This is a genomic window from Pseudomonas putida (assembly GCF_026625125.1).
In the GTDB taxonomy this organism is placed as follows: domain Bacteria; phylum Pseudomonadota; class Gammaproteobacteria; order Pseudomonadales; family Pseudomonadaceae; genus Aquipseudomonas; species Aquipseudomonas putida_X.
Genome location: NZ_CP113097.1, coordinates 550,607 through 566,829, shown reverse-complemented (window position 1 = coordinate 566,829; position 16,223 = coordinate 550,607). Strand labels below are relative to the sequence as shown.

Annotated in this window: 16 protein-coding genes, 1 pseudogene and 1 riboswitch; of the genes and pseudogenes, 13 read left to right on the top strand and 4 right to left on the bottom strand. The window is 61.7% G+C overall.

Features of this window, described 5'->3' with window-relative positions; translation table 11 throughout:
• The first annotated feature begins 162 nt into the window (after positions 1 to 162).
• The 3 genes from ligB to OSW16_RS02630 all read left to right on the top strand — a co-directional run bounded on the left by ligB (position 163) and on the right by OSW16_RS02630 (position 2,916).
• Positions 163 to 1,866, top strand: coding sequence for an NAD-dependent DNA ligase LigB (gene ligB / locus OSW16_RS02640; RefSeq protein WP_267820546.1), 1,704 nt, complete (start codon positions 163 to 165; stop codon positions 1,864 to 1,866).
• Positions 1,867 to 1,997: 131 nt separating this feature from the next.
• On the top strand, positions 1,998 to 2,393 hold the full coding sequence (locus tag OSW16_RS02635; RefSeq protein ID WP_241804045.1) for a DUF1090 domain-containing protein: 396 nt from the start codon (positions 1,998 to 2,000) through the stop codon (positions 2,391 to 2,393).
• 127 nt (positions 2,394 to 2,520) lie between these two features.
• On the top strand, positions 2,521 to 2,916 hold the full coding sequence (locus tag OSW16_RS02630) for a DUF1090 domain-containing protein (protein ID WP_241804046.1): 396 nt from the start codon (positions 2,521 to 2,523) through the stop codon (positions 2,914 to 2,916).
• A 56-nt stretch (positions 2,917 to 2,972) separates the two neighbouring features.
• Here OSW16_RS02630 and OSW16_RS02625 read toward each other — a convergent pair whose 3' ends face one another.
• Positions 2,973 to 3,419, bottom strand: a complete 447-nt coding sequence (locus OSW16_RS02625; protein ID WP_267820544.1) for a c-type cytochrome — start codon at positions 3,417 to 3,419, stop codon at positions 2,973 to 2,975.
• Between the two features lie 115 nt (positions 3,420 to 3,534).
• On the opposite strand from OSW16_RS02625, the gene OSW16_RS02620 reads away from it, so the two are divergent.
• Complete coding sequence (locus tag OSW16_RS02620) at positions 3,535 to 4,686, top strand: murein transglycosylase A (protein ID WP_267820542.1); 1,152 nt, start codon at positions 3,535 to 3,537, stop codon at positions 4,684 to 4,686.
• Positions 4,687 to 4,734: 48 nt separating this feature from the next.
• Here OSW16_RS02620 and OSW16_RS02615 read toward each other — a convergent pair whose 3' ends face one another.
• Both OSW16_RS02615 and OSW16_RS02610 read right to left on the bottom strand, forming a co-directional pair.
• A complete protein-coding gene (locus OSW16_RS02615; protein ID WP_241804049.1) occupies positions 4,735 to 5,121 on the bottom strand; it encodes an MAPEG family protein in 387 nt (128 codons plus the stop codon).
• Between the two features lie 25 nt (positions 5,122 to 5,146).
• On the bottom strand, positions 5,147 to 5,980 hold the full coding sequence (locus OSW16_RS02610; RefSeq protein ID WP_267820538.1) for an EamA family transporter: 834 nt from the start codon (positions 5,978 to 5,980) through the stop codon (positions 5,147 to 5,149).
• A 202-nt stretch (positions 5,981 to 6,182) separates the two neighbouring features.
• Between OSW16_RS02610 and OSW16_RS02605 the strand changes: the two genes are divergently transcribed.
• Complete coding sequence (locus tag OSW16_RS02605) at positions 6,183 to 7,418, top strand: cation:proton antiporter (protein WP_267820536.1); 1,236 nt, start codon at positions 6,183 to 6,185, stop codon at positions 7,416 to 7,418.
• A 173-nt stretch (positions 7,419 to 7,591) separates the two neighbouring features.
• Here the strand turns inward: OSW16_RS02605 and OSW16_RS02600 are convergent, their stop codons facing one another.
• A complete protein-coding gene (locus OSW16_RS02600) occupies positions 7,592 to 7,993 on the bottom strand; it encodes an acyl-CoA thioesterase (RefSeq protein ID WP_012312432.1) in 402 nt (133 codons plus the stop codon).
• A 179-nt stretch (positions 7,994 to 8,172) separates the two neighbouring features.
• A riboswitch (S-adenosyl-L-homocysteine riboswitch) is annotated at positions 8,173 to 8,269 on the top strand.
• Positions 8,270 to 8,289: 20 nt separating this feature from the next.
• Here OSW16_RS02600 and ahcY point away from each other — a divergent pair.
• From ahcY to OSW16_RS02560, 8 genes and pseudogenes are all read left to right on the top strand, one after another.
• A complete protein-coding gene (ahcY, locus tag OSW16_RS02595) occupies positions 8,290 to 9,699 on the top strand; it encodes an adenosylhomocysteinase (protein ID WP_046785039.1) in 1,410 nt (469 codons plus the stop codon).
• A 165-nt stretch (positions 9,700 to 9,864) separates the two neighbouring features.
• Positions 9,865 to 10,710, top strand: a complete 846-nt coding sequence (gene metF / locus OSW16_RS02590) for a methylenetetrahydrofolate reductase [NAD(P)H] (RefSeq protein WP_267820533.1) — start codon at positions 9,865 to 9,867, stop codon at positions 10,708 to 10,710.
• A gap of 93 nt (positions 10,711 to 10,803) precedes the next feature.
• Entirely contained in the window at positions 10,804 to 11,880 is a 1,077-nt protein-coding gene (locus OSW16_RS02585; protein ID WP_267820530.1) for a hypothetical protein, read from the top strand.
• 76 nt (positions 11,881 to 11,956) lie between these two features.
• Positions 11,957 to 12,745 carry a substrate-binding periplasmic protein gene (locus tag OSW16_RS02580; RefSeq protein ID WP_267820528.1) on the top strand — a complete coding sequence of 263 codons (789 nt, stop codon included), beginning with the start codon at positions 11,957 to 11,959 and terminating at the stop codon, positions 12,743 to 12,745.
• A 216-nt stretch (positions 12,746 to 12,961) separates the two neighbouring features.
• Positions 12,962 to 14,854 carry a DEAD/DEAH box helicase gene (locus tag OSW16_RS02575; RefSeq protein ID WP_267820526.1) on the top strand — a complete coding sequence of 631 codons (1,893 nt, stop codon included), beginning with the start codon at positions 12,962 to 12,964 and terminating at the stop codon, positions 14,852 to 14,854.
• Between the two features lie 122 nt (positions 14,855 to 14,976).
• Positions 14,977 to 15,139 (top strand): annotated as a pseudogene (locus tag OSW16_RS02570) (IS4 family transposase); the annotation flags it as partial.
• A 199-nt stretch (positions 15,140 to 15,338) separates the two neighbouring features.
• Positions 15,339 to 15,692, top strand: a complete 354-nt coding sequence (locus tag OSW16_RS02565) for a type II toxin-antitoxin system HigB family toxin (RefSeq protein ID WP_267820524.1) — start codon at positions 15,339 to 15,341, stop codon at positions 15,690 to 15,692.
• Between the two features lie 41 nt (positions 15,693 to 15,733).
• Positions 15,734 to 16,207 (top strand): helix-turn-helix domain-containing protein, encoded by a 474-nt coding sequence (locus OSW16_RS02560; protein ID WP_267820522.1) that lies wholly within the window; start codon positions 15,734 to 15,736, stop codon positions 16,205 to 16,207.
• Positions 16,208 to 16,223 lie beyond the last annotated feature (16 nt).

Genomic DNA, 16,223 nt, shown 5'->3' with positions numbered 1-16,223 from the left:
GCCTGCCGCGGTGAATCGAAGCCCTTGCCGAGTGATCGGCAGGGGCTTTTTTGTACCCCATGCCATCACCCCCGCGACACATCACCTGACAACTGAACCCGCCGACCTGCGCCCCGCTTGCCTAGCCTGAACACTCCACTCCGCCACGCAAGGATGCTGGCCATGTCACTGTTCCCGCGCCTCGCAGCCCTGTTGCTGCTGCACACGTCCATCGCTCAAGCCGGCCACTGTCCGGACTGGAGTGCCCAGCAAGCCAGAACCGAAATGGCACAACTTCGCGCAACCCTGGCCAACTGGGACGACAACTACCACCGCCAGGGTAAAGCGCTGGTGGCCGATGAGCTCTACGACCAGGCCCGGCACCACCTGCTGCACCTGCAACAGTGCTTTGGCCAGCCATCCACAGGCCCAAGCCCGCTGGCCAGCGCACGCGGCCCCATTGCCCACCCCGTGGCCCACACCGGCGTCGAAAAGCTCCCCGACGCAGCTGCCGTTGCACGCTGGATGGCCGGCAAGAAGGGCGTGTGGGTGCAGCCGAAGGTCGATGGCGTGGCGGTTACACTGGTCTATCGCCAAGGCCGGCTGGTACAGCTGCTCAGCCGTGGTGATGGCCTGCAAGGGCATGACTGGAGCCGCCACATCAAGGACCTGGGCAATATCACTGGGCAATTGCCTGAGCCACGGGACGTCGTACTGCAAGGCGAGTTGTACCTGCGCCTGCAAGCGCACGTGCAAGCTCAAGCAGGCAGCAGCAACGCGCGTGGGACCGTGGCCGGGATGCTGGCGCGCAAGCAGCTTGGCCCTGAACGGGGTGCGAGCGTCGGCCTGTTCGTCTGGGACTGGCCGCACGGGCCGGACAACCAGGGCGAGCGCCTCACTCAGCTTGCGGCCTGGGGGTTCACCGACAGTCAGCATTTCAGCACCGCTATCGCCACCCCCGAGGAGGCTGGCCACTGGCGCCTGCACTGGTATCGCTCACCGCTGCCCTTCGCCACCGACGGCGTGATTCTGCGGCAGGACTCCCGCCCCCCGGCCGAGCGCTGGCAGGCCAACGCCCCCTATTGGATCGCCGCCTGGAAATACCCCTTCGCCCAAGCGCTGGCAGAGGTACGAGAGGTGCGCTTTCTGATCGGCCGCACGGGCAAAGTCACGCCCTTGCTCAGGCTCAAACCGGTCACATTGGATGATCGCCGGATCAGCCAGGTCAGCCTTGGGTCCCTTGCTCGCTGGCAGGCACTCGACATTCGCCCAGGCGATCAGGTTGCGATCAGCCTCGCCGGCCTGACCATTCCACGCTTCGAGCAAGTGGTCCACCGCGCCGTCGAGCGCCAGGCATTGCCTGTACCTGAAGCGCAGCAGTACGGCCCACACAGTTGCTGGCAAGCCAGCGATGGCTGCCACGAGCAGTTCATCGCCCGCCTCGTCTGGCTCACTGGCAAGCAGGGGCTGGCCATGCCAGGCACCGGCAAGGGCACCTGGACGCGGCTGGTGCAGGCAGGGCTGGTGACATCGCTGACGGACTGGTTGACGCTCGATGCCCAGCAACTGCTCTCGGTGCCGGGCATCAGCGGGAAAACCGCCATGCAGCTTCAACGCAGTTTCGACAGCGGTCGCGACAGGCCTTTCGCTCAGTGGCGCAAAGGGTTGGGCGTACCGGCGCCAGGCCAGGTGCCACAGGACGAGAACTGGCAAACGCTGGCCAGCCGGTCTGCCCGCGATTGGCAAGCCCTGCCGGGCATTGGCGCAACACGGGCCAAACAGCTCGCGAACTTTTTCAATCACGAACAGGTACAACGGATAGCCGCTGTACTGGGGGCACGTAGGATCGATGGTTTTGACGGGGCAGCGGACCTTGTTTCGCAATAGTTCATGGGCAAGGCGTACGGGTAATGTTCGCCAATCCCAGCCTGAAAAACCACCAAGGGTTTAAAAATCGGCAAAACCAAGGCAGGATTTCCCCACTTTTTGCTGCCCCGCCCCGTTCAGGAGGCTTTTTGATGAAGCGTATTTCTACCCTTTTCCTGCTGGTGACGTTCGCCCTGTCGGCTCACGCCGCGCAGCCCACCGAAGAACAAACAGGCCTGACCGGCTGCGCCGCCAAGCGTAAGGCAATCAGCGAACAGATCGAGCAGGCCAAGGCTGACAACAACAGCGAGCAGCAAGCCGGCCTGGAAAAAGCCCTGAGCGAAGTTGACGCGAACTGCACCGAGGCCGGCTTGCGTAAAGAGCGCGAACAGAAAGTGCTCGAGGCCCGGCACGAGGTCAACCAGCGCACCAAGGACCTGGACAAGGCCATGAAAAAGGGCGACCCGGAGCGCATCAACAAGCGCAAGGACAAACTTGCCGAGGCGAAAAAAGAGTTGCAAGAGGCCGTCGACGATTTGGAGCGTTGACAGCTAGTTTCCAGTCAACTTGGCTTGTAGGACTTTTCTGAAGTTACCCACCGAAGGGTTCACTAGGTATTGGGGAATGGGCACCATTGCAGCGCTTACTGCCATATGCCCCTACAAGGAGGCTCCCATGAAAGTCGTTTCTTCCGTAGTCATGCTGGCTGTTCTGGGCTTGAGCGCAGCCGCCGCCCAAGCAGCACAGCCGACGCCTGGCCTGACCGGATGCGCCGCCAAGCGCAGCGCTATCGAAAACCAGCTGCAATATGCCCGGGCGCACAATAACTCGGGTGAGATTCGCGGCCTGGAAAAGGCCCTGCAGGAGAACACCGAGCACTGCACCGATGCTGGCTTGAAAGAAGAGCGTGAACAGAAAGTGCGCAAAGCCGAAGCAGAAGTCCAGGAGCGCGAAGCAGACCTGAAGCAGGCACAGGCGAAAGGCGATCCCAGCAAAATCGCCAAGCGTGAGCAGAAACTGGCCGAATCCAAAGCAGAACTCGAAGACGCCAAAGCCGAATTGGCCAAGTGATCTGAGGCTTCAGTTTCGTGCGTCAGCCAGCAGCCTGCGGCTCCCTGGCTGGCGCATCAATGATTACGGAACTCTGTATGGCAGGCCTTGCAGGCTGCCTCGACCTTGTCCATAGGTGCCTTGAGCATCGCCGCATCCAGCGGCTGCTTGCGTGTCACCGCCAGCAACTCGCCCGTCACCCCTTCCAACGCTTGCGCCAAGTCATGAAAGCGCGCCTGGCGCTCCCAGACCTCGGGCCGCGCACTGCTGTCGCCACCATCCTTCACCTGCGGAAAATGCTGCCATGGCGCATGGGCCAGGCTATCGAGCTTCACCGCACCCGCTGAAAATTTCTCGCCATCGAACGGCAACCGTCCGCGCAGCATGCCCCCCATGTCCTCGCTGGTCTGGAGCATCTGCTTGAAGATCGCCTTGCGCTGCCCCAGGGGTGAGTTAGGATCGACACGGTCGCAGGCTACCAGGGACAGGCTGACCAGCAGGATGGCGGTGAAACATTTGAACATCACGGTCACATTGGCAGAGGAAAGGGCCAACAGTATCCTCGCCTGCCGTGCAAAGACCAATACCCTTACGAACACTATGGGCAGCAACCACCTGTTGCCCTCCAAGGATGCAACCATGAAATCTGCTCTGCGCCATCTCGCCTGGGCGCTGCCGGCCCTGGCCTTGCTGGCCGGCTGCAATGGCGGCGAAACCGCCAAGCCCGAACCCCACGCCGTCGCTACCTACACCCCTGCGGCCTGGGATGACCTGCCCAGCGTCAGCGACAGCGACCTGCTCGCAGGTTTCAACGCCTGGCGCACTGGTTGTGAAAAACTCAAGCGGGACCCGGTATGGGCCGCCACGTGCGAGGCAGCACAGCCCATTGCCCTGGAGGCGACCCCAGTGCGCGCGTTCCTGCAGGCGCAATTGCAGGTCTATGGCCTGCGCTCGGCCGAGAACAATGCCAATGGCTTGATCACCGGTTACTACGAACCGGTCTACCCCGGCAGCCTGACGCGCACCGACGCGGCTCAGGTACCGGTGTACGGCATCCCGGATGACATGATCGTGGTCGACCTGGCCAGCATTTACCCGGAGCTGAAGGGCAAGCGCCTGCGAGGTCGCCTCGATGGCCGCGTGCTCAAGCCCTACGACACCGCTGAAGTGATCTACCGGGACGGCGTCAAGGCACCGGTACTGGCATGGCTGACCGACCCGATGGACCTGCAGTTTCTGCAGATCCAGGGTTCAGGCCGGGTACAGCTGGAAGATGGCAGTCAATTGCGCCTGGGCTACGCCGACCAGAACGGGCACCCGTACCGGCCGATCGGTCGCTGGCTGATCGAGCAAGGTCAATTGAAGAAGGAAGACGTGAGCATGGGCGCCATCCATGCCTGGGCTGAGGCCAATCCGCAGCGGGTGCCTGAATTGCTGGCGAGCAACCCCAGTTATGTGTTCTTCAGCACCCGCCCCGCCAGCAACGAAGGCCCGCGCGGTTCATTGAACGTACCCCTCACCGCGGGCTACAGCGTGGCCATCGATCGCAAGGTCATTCCACTGGGCAGCCTGCTTTGGCTGTCCACCACGCGCCCGGACGGCACACCGGTGGTTCGGCCGGTGGGCGCTCAGGATACGGGTGGCGCGATTACAGGCGAAGTTCGTGCGGATCTATTCTGGGGCACCGGGCCTGAGGCCGGCGAACTGGCAGGGAACATGAAGCAGCAGGGGCAGATATGGATGCTCTGGCCAAAAGGCAAGCCGCTGCCTGACGTGCCTAAAGTCCTTTGACCGATGGCTGCACTGCTCGCGGTTTAGCCGCGAGCAGTGCCGCCGGCTTCAGGCTGAGACAACGAAGAACGACACGATCAGCGCCACCCCGGTGAACCACACCAGCGAGCGCAATGCCGCCCAGTCGGCCAGATAGCAGATGATGTAGAGCAGCCGGCTGGTGATGTACAAGACCCCAAGCACGTCCTGCGTCACCTGCTCGGCATTGCCGACGATATCGGCCACCAGCACCGCCGCGGCAAACGCCGGGAACGCTTCATAGCTGTTCTGCTGCGCGGCATGGGCACGCCGTGGCAGGCCCGACAATGTGTCGAGGAAGGCGCGCGGGTCGTGATTGTCCTTCAAGCCGAAGCGGCCACTGCTCACCTTGGCGATCAAGGCGCAGAGCGGTGGTAGGAACAATGCGATCAGGATGCACCACAGGGCAACGGTCATGGACAGGACTCCTTCAGTCGTCAGGTTAGAGCTTCATCACCAGCATGCCTGCCAGTACCAGCCCGCAAGCTAGGAGTCTCGGGCCGCCAAAAGGTTCTTTCAGGTAGCGCATGCCCAGCAGCACCACCAAGATGACGCTCAGCTCGCGCAAGGCCGCCGCCTCGGCCACCGACCCCAGATGCATGGCCCACAAGACCAGCGCATAGCTGAACAGCACGCAAAAGCCCACGGCCAACCCCAAGCGCCACTGGGTGCGCCAGAACAGCACAAACGGCCCCCGCCGTGCCACACCGGCCAGCAGCGGAAACGGCCAGGCGCTGAGCAGGGTCAGCCATACCAGGTAGTCCCAGGGCTTGCCCCACAACCGCACGGCCTGCCCGTCGAACCAGGTGTAGCAACCGATGCACAGGCCGATCAGCGCCACTACCGGCAGCATCGACCAGGGCAGACGGTCCCCGCCACCTCCCTGCCACAGCAGGCACGCCATGCCACAGGGGATCAGCAATATGCCGATGATCTGCCGTTCGCTGAGCGACTCGCCGGCGAACGCCAGGGTCAGCCCCAGTACCACCAGCGGTGACAAGCCACGCATCAGAGGATAGACCAGCCCCAGATCGCCCACTCGATAAGCCTGAATCAACAGGAATCGGTACAACTGCTCTGCCAATGCCGAAGCGATCAGCCAAGGCCAGACCTGGGCAGGCGGCAGGTCGACGAAGGCCACTGCGAGCACGGCAAAGGCCAGGGCTACCGAGTCCATGCTGGCGATCACCAGCAAGCGCTCGCCACTGAATTTGATCAGGGTGTTCCAGGTCGCGTGCAGTAAGGCCGCGATCAATACCAGGGAAGTTGCCAGCACGCCTTCAGGTCCTTGTGACGTTATCAGCCTGTGAATATATAGCGTTGATGGGACCGTGGGGTGCGAAGCGATTCTGTATCGAAAGTGGAACGAATCCAGCCAATCAGGTCGAAAACTGTGTCCCGAGTCCCTCGCCAGGTCATCAAAGAACTGCCCGAGCCATTCGGGTTACGACTTGGAAGCCACTGTTACAGGATTTGGGATGCTTGAATTAGTCGCTGCGTTTATCTGCCTCACCACACTCCTCACCTACGTCAATTACCGCTTTATCGGCCTGCCACCTGCCATCGGCGTGATGGTCACGGCATTGCTGTTCTCGCTGATACTGCAGGGCCTGAGCCTGATCGGCTTCCCTGGCCTTGAAGAACGCGTCGAAGGGCTGATGAACCAGATCGACTTCAATGACCTGTTGATGCACTGGATGCTGGCGTTTCTGCTGTTCGCCGGTGCACTGCACGTCAACCTCACCGATTTGCGCAGCTACCGCTGGCCGATCGGGCTGCTGGCAACGCTCGGCGTACTGATCGCCACCGTGATGATCGGCTTTCTGGCGCACTGGGTGTTTGCGATGTTCGGCTGGCAGGTGCCACTGATCTACTGCCTGCTGTTCGGTGCACTGATCTCGCCCACCGACCCGATCGCGGTGCTGGGGGCCCTGCGCACCGCCAACGCCTCCAAACCACTGAAGACCACCATCGTCGGCGAATCACTGTTCAACGACGGCACCGCCGTGGTGGTGTTCACCGTGCTGCTGGGCATCATCGAACTGGGTGAAACGCCAGGCATGACGGACACAGCGATCCTGTTCGCCCGCGAGGCCATTGGCGGCGCGGTGTTTGGCGGGCTGCTCGGTTACGCCACCTACCGCATGATCAAGAGCGTCGAGCAGTACCAGGTCGAGGTCATGCTGACCCTGGCGCTGGTCATCGGTGGCTCGGCCATGTGCTACGAGCTGCATGTTTCGGCACCGATCGCGATGGTGGTGGCCGGGCTGATCATCGGCAACCTGGGGCGCAACCTGGCGATGAACGACATGACCCGTCGCTACATGGACGGTTTCTGGGAGTTGATCGACGACATGCTCAACGCCCTGCTCTTCGCCCTGATCGGCCTGGAGCTGTTGCTGCTGCCGTTCAACTGGCTACACCTGGCGGCTGGCGGTGTGCTGGCGCTGGCGGTGCTGTTGTCGCGGCTGCTGACAGTGGCCCCTGCGATCCTGTTGCTGCGCCGCTGGCGTAGTGTGCCCAAGGGCACCATACGGGTCCTGACCTGGGGCGGCTTGCGTGGGGGGGTATCGGTGGCGCTGGCATTGTCGCTGCCGTTGGGCGAGGAGCGTGACCTGCTGCTTTCGATCACCTACATCGTGGTGCTGTCGTCGATCCTGGTACAAGGCTTGAGCATCGGGCGGGTGGTGCGCAAGGTCAGCGCACAACCCTGAAAACCCGGGCTCGCCGTACGGCCCTTTCGCCGGCAAACCCCACATGGGTTGCGCCGGCTATTAGAGGTTGGGCAAGACAGTTGCGGCCACAGGTAAAGCGCAGATCTGAAGACCTGCGCGGTCGCGGTGGGAGCCGGCTTGCCGGCGATGGGCTGCGCAGCAGCCCTAGCACGTTACTCTACGGCGCTGTCCGGAAACTGGTCCTGAACATACTTGATCTCGGTCCGCCCATGGGCCGCCGGCTGGCCATCCTCGCCCAGGTTGACGAAGACCATCTTGTCGACGGTCAGGATGCTCTTGCGGGTGATCTTGTTGCGTACTTCACACTTGAGGGTGATCGAGGTGCGGCCGAACTCGGTGGCAGTGATGCCCAGCTCGATGATGTCGCCCTGGCGCGAGGCACTGACGAAGTTGATCTCCGACATGTACTTGGTCACCACGCGCTGGTTGCCCAATTGGACAATGGCATAGATCGCCGCCTCTTCGTCGATCCAGCGCAACAGGCTGCCGCCGAACAGCGTGCCGTTGGGGTTGAGGTCTTCGGGTTTTACCCATTTGCGGGTGTGAAAGTTCATCTGTACTCCTGACCTGCTTGGCTAACGTACGGTAATGATGGCAGAGCGGCCCGCGCCGCTCCATTGATCATCGACTATCGTCGCGATTAATCGACAGAAAACCTTGGGCGAAGACTCCCGCCAAGGCTATAATCTGCGCCGATTCACATGGCCACCCGCCGCGGTGCCATGCCCGCCACCTGTCCGAGGGGCGCTGCAGCAGGGTCATCCTGTCAGGCTCGGATGGGGCGTTGTCCGCTCCCGCGGACGCTGAACGCACAACGGCGCCCATTCGCACACTACGAATGGAGGCTCTCATGAGCGCTGTAAACACGCCTGCAGGTTTTACCGATTTCAAAGTCGCAGACATCTCCCTGGCCGCCTGGGGTCGTCGCGAAACCATCATCGCCGAATCGGAAATGCCTGCCCTGATGGGCCTGCGTCGCAAATACCTCGCTGAGCAGCCGCTCAAAGGTGCGAAGATTCTGGGCTGCATCCACATGACCATTCAGACTGCCGTGCTGATCGAAACCCTGGTTGCCCTGGGTGCCGAAGTGCGCTGGTCGTCGTGCAACATCTTCTCCACCCAGGACCAGGCCGCTGCCTCCATCGCTGCCGCCGGCATCCCGGTGTTCGCCTGGAAAGGTGAAACCGAGGAAGAGTACGAGTGGTGCCTGGAGCAGACCATCCTTAAGGATGGCCAGCCATGGGACGCCAACATGATCCTCGACGACGGCGGCGACCTGACCGAGCTGCTGCACAAGAAGTATCCGGCCGTGCTGGACCGCGTCCACGGTGTCACCGAAGAAACCACCACCGGCGTGCACCGCCTGCTGGACATGCTGGCCAAAGGCGAGCTGAAGGTCCCGGCCATCAACGTCAACGACTCGGTCACCAAGAGCAAGAACGACAACAAGTATGGCTGCCGTCACAGCCTGAACGATGCCATCAAGCGCGGTACCGACCACCTGCTGTCGGGCAAGCAGGCCCTGGTCATCGGCTACGGTGACGTGGGCAAAGGTTCTGCGCAGTCGCTGCGCCAGGAAGGCATGATCGTCAAGGTCACCGAAGTTGACCCGATCTGTGCCATGCAGGCATGCATGGACGGCTTCGAGCTGGTCTCGCCGTTCATCGACGGTATCAACGACGGCACCGAAGCCAGCATCGACAAGGCCCTGCTGGGCAAGATCGACCTGATCGTCACCACCACCGGTAACGTCAACGTCTGCGACGCCAACATGCTCAAGGCCCTGAAGAAGCGCGCCGTAGTCTGCAATATCGGCCACTTCGACAACGAGATCGACACCGCCTTCATGCGCAAGCACTGGGCATGGGAAGAGGTCAAACCGCAGGTTCACAAGATCCACCGCACCGGTGCTGGCGACTTCGACCCGCAGAACGATGACTACCTGATCCTGCTGGCCGAAGGCCGCCTGGTGAACCTGGGCAATGCCACCGGCCACCCAAGCCGCATCATGGACGGTTCGTTCGCCAACCAGGTACTGGCACAGATCTTCCTGTTCGAGCAGAAGTTCGCTGACCTGTCGGCCGAGAAGAAAGCTGAGCGCCTGACCGTTGAAGTGCTGCCCAAGAAGCTCGACGAAGAAGTGGCCCTGGAAATGGTCCGCGGCTTCGGCGGCGTGGTCACCAAGCTGACCCAGCAGCAGGCCGACTACATCGGCGTGACTGTCGAAGGCCCGTTCAAGCCGCACGCTTACCGCTACTAAGCGGCAAGCTTGAAGCGGCAAGCGGCAAGAAAAGGCAGACAGTGCCATTGCCGCTTGCAGCTCCAGCACCCACGATCTTGAACGATGCCAAGCCAGATCGGCCATCACCGATCTGGCTTTTACTTGCAGCTTGCCGCTAGCAGCTTGCTGCTTGAGGAACGAGTGATGTCACAAGAACGCCGCTACAGTTTCGAATTTTTCCCGACCAAGACCGATGCCGGTCATGAAAAGCTGATGGGCGTGGCCCGCCAACTGGCCACCTACAATCCGGACTTCTTCTCCTGCACCTACGGTGCCGGGGGCTCGACGCGCGACCGCACGCTGAACACCGTGCGGCAGCTGGAGAACGAAGTGAAGGTGCCTGCCGCACCGCATCTGTCGTGCGTCGGCGATACCAAAGACGAGCTGCGCGCCCTGCTGGCCGAATACAAGACGGCAGGCATCAAGCGTATCGTCGCCCTGCGTGGTGACCTGCCCTCTGGCATGGGCATGGCCAGCGGCGAGCTGCGCTACGCCAGCGACCTCGTCGAGTTCATCCGCCAGGAAACCGGTGATCACTTCCACCTGGAAGTGGCTGCCTATCCGGAAATGCACCCGCAGGCACGCCACTTCGAAGCCGACCTTGCCAACTTCGTTCACAAGGTCAAGGCCGGTGCCGACAGCGCCATCACCCAGTACTTCTTCAATGCCGACAGCTATTTCTACTTTGTCGAGCGCGCACAGAAGCTGGGCGTGGATATTCCGGTAGTGCCCGGCATCATGCCGATCACCAACTACAGCAAGCTGGCGCGCTTCTCTGACGCCTGCGGCGCTGAAATCCCGCGCTGGATCCGCAAACAGCTGGAAGCCTATGCCGACGATGCCGCCAGCATTCAGGCCTTCGGTGAAGAAGTCATCAGCCACATGTGCGAACAACTGCTGCAAGGCGGTGCACCGGGCCTGCATTTCTACACCCTGAACCAGGCAGAGCCGAGCCTGGCGATCTGGAACAACCTGAAGCTGCCTCGCTGAAATTTTTTGGCAAGATCTCGTTCAGAAATGCTTAAGGCTCTAGTCATAGACTAAAGCCTTAACTTTTTCTGGTTCAATCGAGTCTTGCCAGCCATGCAACCTCTCACGCCCTCGCGCCCTCAGCTGGTCTATCTGGCCTTCGGCCCTGCCACCTATCACCAGGAAGCCTGCTTCAGCATCGTCAGCGCACTGGCCCACCTGGGCACGTCCGCAGGCCAAGCCATGCACATCCAGGTCTATACCGATAATCCGCAGCCCTATGCCCAGCTGCCGGTCACGGTCCATCTGCTCGATGAGGCAACCCGCAAGGCCTGGAACGAACCTCACGGGTACCATTTCCGCAGCAAGCACGTCGTGTTGCGCCAGGTACTCCAGCAACATCCGCGGGCCGTCCTGATCGACACCGACACATTTTTCCGCAAGTCGCCGCTGACACTGTTCCAGCGGGTCAAACCCGGCAGCCTGCTGTGCAACGCGATCGGCGGGCGCTACGGCGAAAATCGCACGTGCCTGCTCTACCAGAACCTGCAGCCCCTCCTTCAAGCGCGTGGCTTGGCAGACTGCCAGATGCCTATGGTCAACTCCGGCGTGATTGGCCTGACCGCCGAAGATGCGGGGATCCTGGACCACTCGATTGCGATGATGGACGAATTCCACCCCCTGGTTCCCACGGCCTATACGCTGGAAGAGTTCTGCCTGGCGGTTGCTGCCTACCGCACGTTGGCGCTGGCTGAATGCACCGATGTAATCCACCACTACTGGAGCCGCAAAGCCCAGTTCCGGGCCAAGATCCAGGCCTGGTTGCGCAAGCACGGAGCCCAGCCTCTGAGCGCTGCCGCCTTGGCCGACGTGCTGTTGGTGAACGACCAGCTGCCGCGCCCGCCAACCTTGCAACGCCTGGGTTACAAGGCCATGAGCTTGACCCTGCCCAGCCGCGAACGCCAGTTTGCCCGCGAACTGTTGTATGGCAGCTACGCCTACCCCAACGAATTCGACCGCGCCTGTGCGCCTGCCTGGTGGGACAAGGCACTGCAGAATCTCAACGACCGCTATGGGCCGATGGAGCCGGAACAGTTACGCCAATGCCTGCGTCATCCATGCCTGCGCCTCTCGCTCGGAGCCCAGCGCAAGGAAATCGAAGCGTATCTGCTGCAGTCCACAAAGCTGTGAGCGTGCGATTTCCCCTGAGGTGCTGTCTCAGCGCCTGCAACTGGCCTTACCAGAGCCGAGCGCGTAATCTCGCGTTATGCCGTTCATCGTCCGTTTCTACTGCATCCTGCTGCTCGCCTGCCTGAGCCCCATGGCGCAGGCCGAACGCCTGCGCCTGGTTACCGACGACTGGGCACCTTATGTGTACCAGCACAACGGCCAGCCCCAAGGCATAGATTACGAAGTGACCACTGAAGTGTTCCGGCGCCTGGGTATCGAGCTGGAGTGGGAGTTCATGCCCTGGAAGCGATGCCTGAGCATGATCGAACATGGCCAGGCCGATGGGGTCATGGACATCTTCAAAGTGGACTCGCGCCAGGCCTACATGGTCTACCCGCTGGAGCCCATGTCGGATGTCGAATTCGTGCTGTATCAATCCAGCCACCGTCGCCATACCGTCAACCAAATGAGCGACCTCACTGACCTGACGGTCGGCACCTCACCGGGCTATGCCTATGGCGCGCAGTTCAACGACGCATCAGGCTTTCGCCGTGAAGCGGCGCCAAGCCACGAAGCCAATTTTGGCAAGCTGGTGCTCGGGCGCATCGATCTGCTGATCACCGATCGCCTGGTCGGGCGCTACCTGCGCCGCCATCTCGGCCTCGAGCAGCAGGTAGAGGAACTGCCACTGGTCATCAGCCGTCAAGCGCAATACCTGGGGCTGGCGCGCAAGCCTGGCCGCGATGCCTTGGCACTGGCGTTTTCCGAAGAGCTGCGGCGCTTCAAGGAGGAGCCCGCCTACCTAGCGATAATCGAACGCTATATCGGCAGCACCGGCCACCTTCCTCACACCGTTGAGCAGCAGGAAAGCAGCACACAGCGATAGCTCTGTTATACTCGGGCCTTCCCGCCCGGCTCACGCCCGGACGCTCGGCCTCGCAACAGGCATCCCGATCGGTACCGACGCACCTTGCGTCCTCACGCCGTTTTCCGGATGCGCAGTGAAAGCCCAGCTGGACCGGACGCGATCGCATCCCACCGATGCCCGTCGCGCCAGGCAGAATATCCCTACGGGCCCAGCCCCCACAGAACAGGATTGCCCATGTCCTTTGCTTCCCTCGGTCTCTCCGAGGCACTCGTCCGCGCTATCGAGGCTGCGGGCTATACCCAGCCGACTCCGGTGCAACAGCGGGCGATTCCCGCCGTGTTGCAAGGCCGCGACCTGATGGTCGCCGCACAGACAGGTACAGGTAAAACCGGCGGTTTCGCCCTACCGATCCTTGAGCGCCTGTTCCCGGCAGGTCACCCGGACAAATCACAGCGCCATGGCCCGCGCCAACCGCGCGTGCTGGTCCTGACCCCGACCCGCGAACTGGCGGCTCAGGTTCACGACAGCTTCAAGGTTTACGCTCGCGACCTGCCACTGGTCAGTGCCTGCATTTTCGGCGGCGTTGGCATGAACCCTCAGATCCAGGCCATCGCCAAGGGTGTCGATGTGCTGGTGGCCTGCCCGGGCCGCCTACTGGACCTGGCAGGCCAAGGCCGCGTCGACCTGGCCCACGTGGAAATCCTGGTCCTCGACGAAGCCGACCGCATGCTCGACATGGGCTTCATCCACGACGTCAAGAAGGTCCTTGCCCGCCTGCCGAGCAAGCGGCAGAACCTGCTGTTCTCGGCGACGTTCTCCAAAGACATCACTGACCTGGCCGACAAGCTCCTGCACAACCCGGAGCGCATCGAGGTCACCCCGCCGAACACGACCGTCGAGCGTATCGAACAGCGGGTCTACCGCCTGCCCGCCAGCCACAAGCGCGCGCTGCTGGCCCACCTGATCACGCTCGGCGCCTGGGAGCAGGTGCTGGTGTTCACCCGTACCAAGCACGGTGCCAACCGCCTGGCCGAGTACCTGGAAAAGCACGGCCTGAGCGCCGCCGCCATCCACGGCAACAAGAGCCAGAACGCTCGGACCAAGGCCCTGGCCGACTTCAAGGCCAACACCGTACGCGTACTGGTCGCCACCGACATTGCCGCCCGTGGCCTGGACATCGACCAGCTGCCACATGTGGTCAACTTCGAGCTGCCCAATGTCGAGGAAGACTACGTTCACCGTATCGGCCGCACCGGCCGTGCCGGCCGCTCGGGCGAGGCTATCTCCCTGGTCGCGCCGGATGAAGAAAAGCTGCTCAAGAGCATTGAGCGCGTTACCCGGCAGAAAATCGCTGATGGCGACCTGATGGGCTTTGACTCAAGCCAGGTAGAAGCCGAGAAACCTGAGGTGCGTGAACGGCCGCAGAATAACGGTCGCGGCGGCCGTAACCAGCAGGCCCGTGGTGACGGTGGCAAAGACGGCAGCAGCGGTCGCAAGGACAAGGGCAAGGATAAAGGCAAGGCCAAGCAGCCGGCTGCCGACAAGCCTGCCGACAAGGAGAAGTCCGCCGACAAGCAACAGCCGCGCAAGCCGCGCGACAAGAAGCCGCGCCAACAGCAGGCCAGCCAGAGCAGTGTGCCGAAAGTACCGGCCGACCGTGCTCCGGATGAATTCCTGGATGACGAAATCGACAATTTCGGCAACCGTGCCGACTACGTCAGCCCGTACCAGAATGCCAAGAATCAGGGCCGCAACCGTCGCCCTGGTGCTGGTACCGGAGCGGGTCAGGCCCAGGCCAACCCTGGGCGCAGCAACAGTGGTGGTGGCCAAGGGCGTAACGGCAGCCAGCCGCGCAGCGCCAGTGGTGAGAAACGCCCGCCGCGCAATAACAAGGGTGGTGAGGCGCGCCGCGACAGCAAAGGTGGTGGCCGCAACCGTTCGAGCGGCCGTGACGACGCATCCCGTCAGGAACCTGCCGTACGTAGCTCGCGAGAGCCGCAGAACCAGCCTGTGATCATCCGTAAAGAATCCAAGCTCGACCGTTTCCCAACGCCTGAGCAACTGGACGACCTGCCAAGCCGCCCACGTGGTGAGCGGCCTGCGTTGTTGACCCGCAAAGGCGGCTAACGCTGCTGGCAAATAACAACGCCGCGCCATGGAGCTAATGCTGTTCACTTGAGCATTTGGGTCCAAGCCGGGGTTTCTAGAGAATCCGATACCAGCCCCCTGGTATCGGATTTTTTATGCCCATTGAGCAGCAGTCGCTCGACCTCGGCGATCTCTTCAACTTCTCCGACCTCAGCACTTTCACCCAGAATATCCTGTGAATGGGTTGCCATTGCGCTCAAGCTCTCGGCGCAAGCCACCATCCGGCGGCGGCGCCTGCCAAGCGAGCAGTGGGAGGTGCGGGGGCCACGGAGTGTTTCATGGGGCTATCGCAGCGTCAGCCTCAACACCAACAACCTGTTCGACAAGCACTACTACACCCCAATACGGGCATCAATCCATTGGCGATCGCCAGGTCACCGTGCATCGCGACCCGGATATCTGGTTGACAGATATATGGATCCGAGATATTTTCCACCCAATGTTGGTGCGCCGGGACAACACAATGCGGGTCATAACGAAAGCGGCGGTTACCAAGGCGATTGAAGCCCACGGGCAGTGGAAAGCGCCCCTTAGCCTGTGGCTGACGACCTTTGACAGGGCGACGTTGCGGTTTGAATCTTTTGAACAGTTGAGGCAGACGTGGACCACTGTGTCTGGCTGGAATGTTGATCGCATCCCCTACTCAAGACTCAGGCCCCCCAGCCGCAAAGGGCCGCTTGATATCTACGTGTTCGATATCAAGAAAAACGAATGCCGCCTGATCGCTTGGCTCAATGCGCGAACGGGCACTCTCTACATCAAGGCCATTCTGTCGCACGCCGAGTACGACAAATGGTGCAGGAGCGATATCAGGTAGCAACCTGGGCCGCGCCCTATTTCAATTCGACAGGTGACAACATGAAGCGGGATAAAGTCGAAGCCAATGGACTAGATGCCTTCATCGCTAATATTTCACCCATGCTCGATGGCCTGAACACTCAGATGGCAACCATGGCCCAGCTTCTGGCCGCCTGCCATGACCCCATCAAGGACGATGCCGAGCTTGAGGCACGCATGGCATTGATCGACGAGCTCTACTCCCATGCGGACAGCGAAGGCCACGCTGCGGCACGTTTTGCGGAGATGGTAGCGGACCGCGTCTACGCGTATGAAAGTGACTCTGTATTGGTGCCGTTCGCGAGCCAGGCCGAAGCGTTGGCCTTTCTGCTAGCGGACAGGGGCGTGAAGCAGAAGGACCTGTCGGCGATAGCGACCCAGAGCGCAGTATCCGAGATTCTGAACAACAAGCGAAAGATGACGGTCGCGCAGATAAAGGGCTTTGCTGAGTTTTTCAATGTACCGGTCGAGTTCTTCATGCATGGGGTGGTGTGACAGAGAAGAAAGGGTG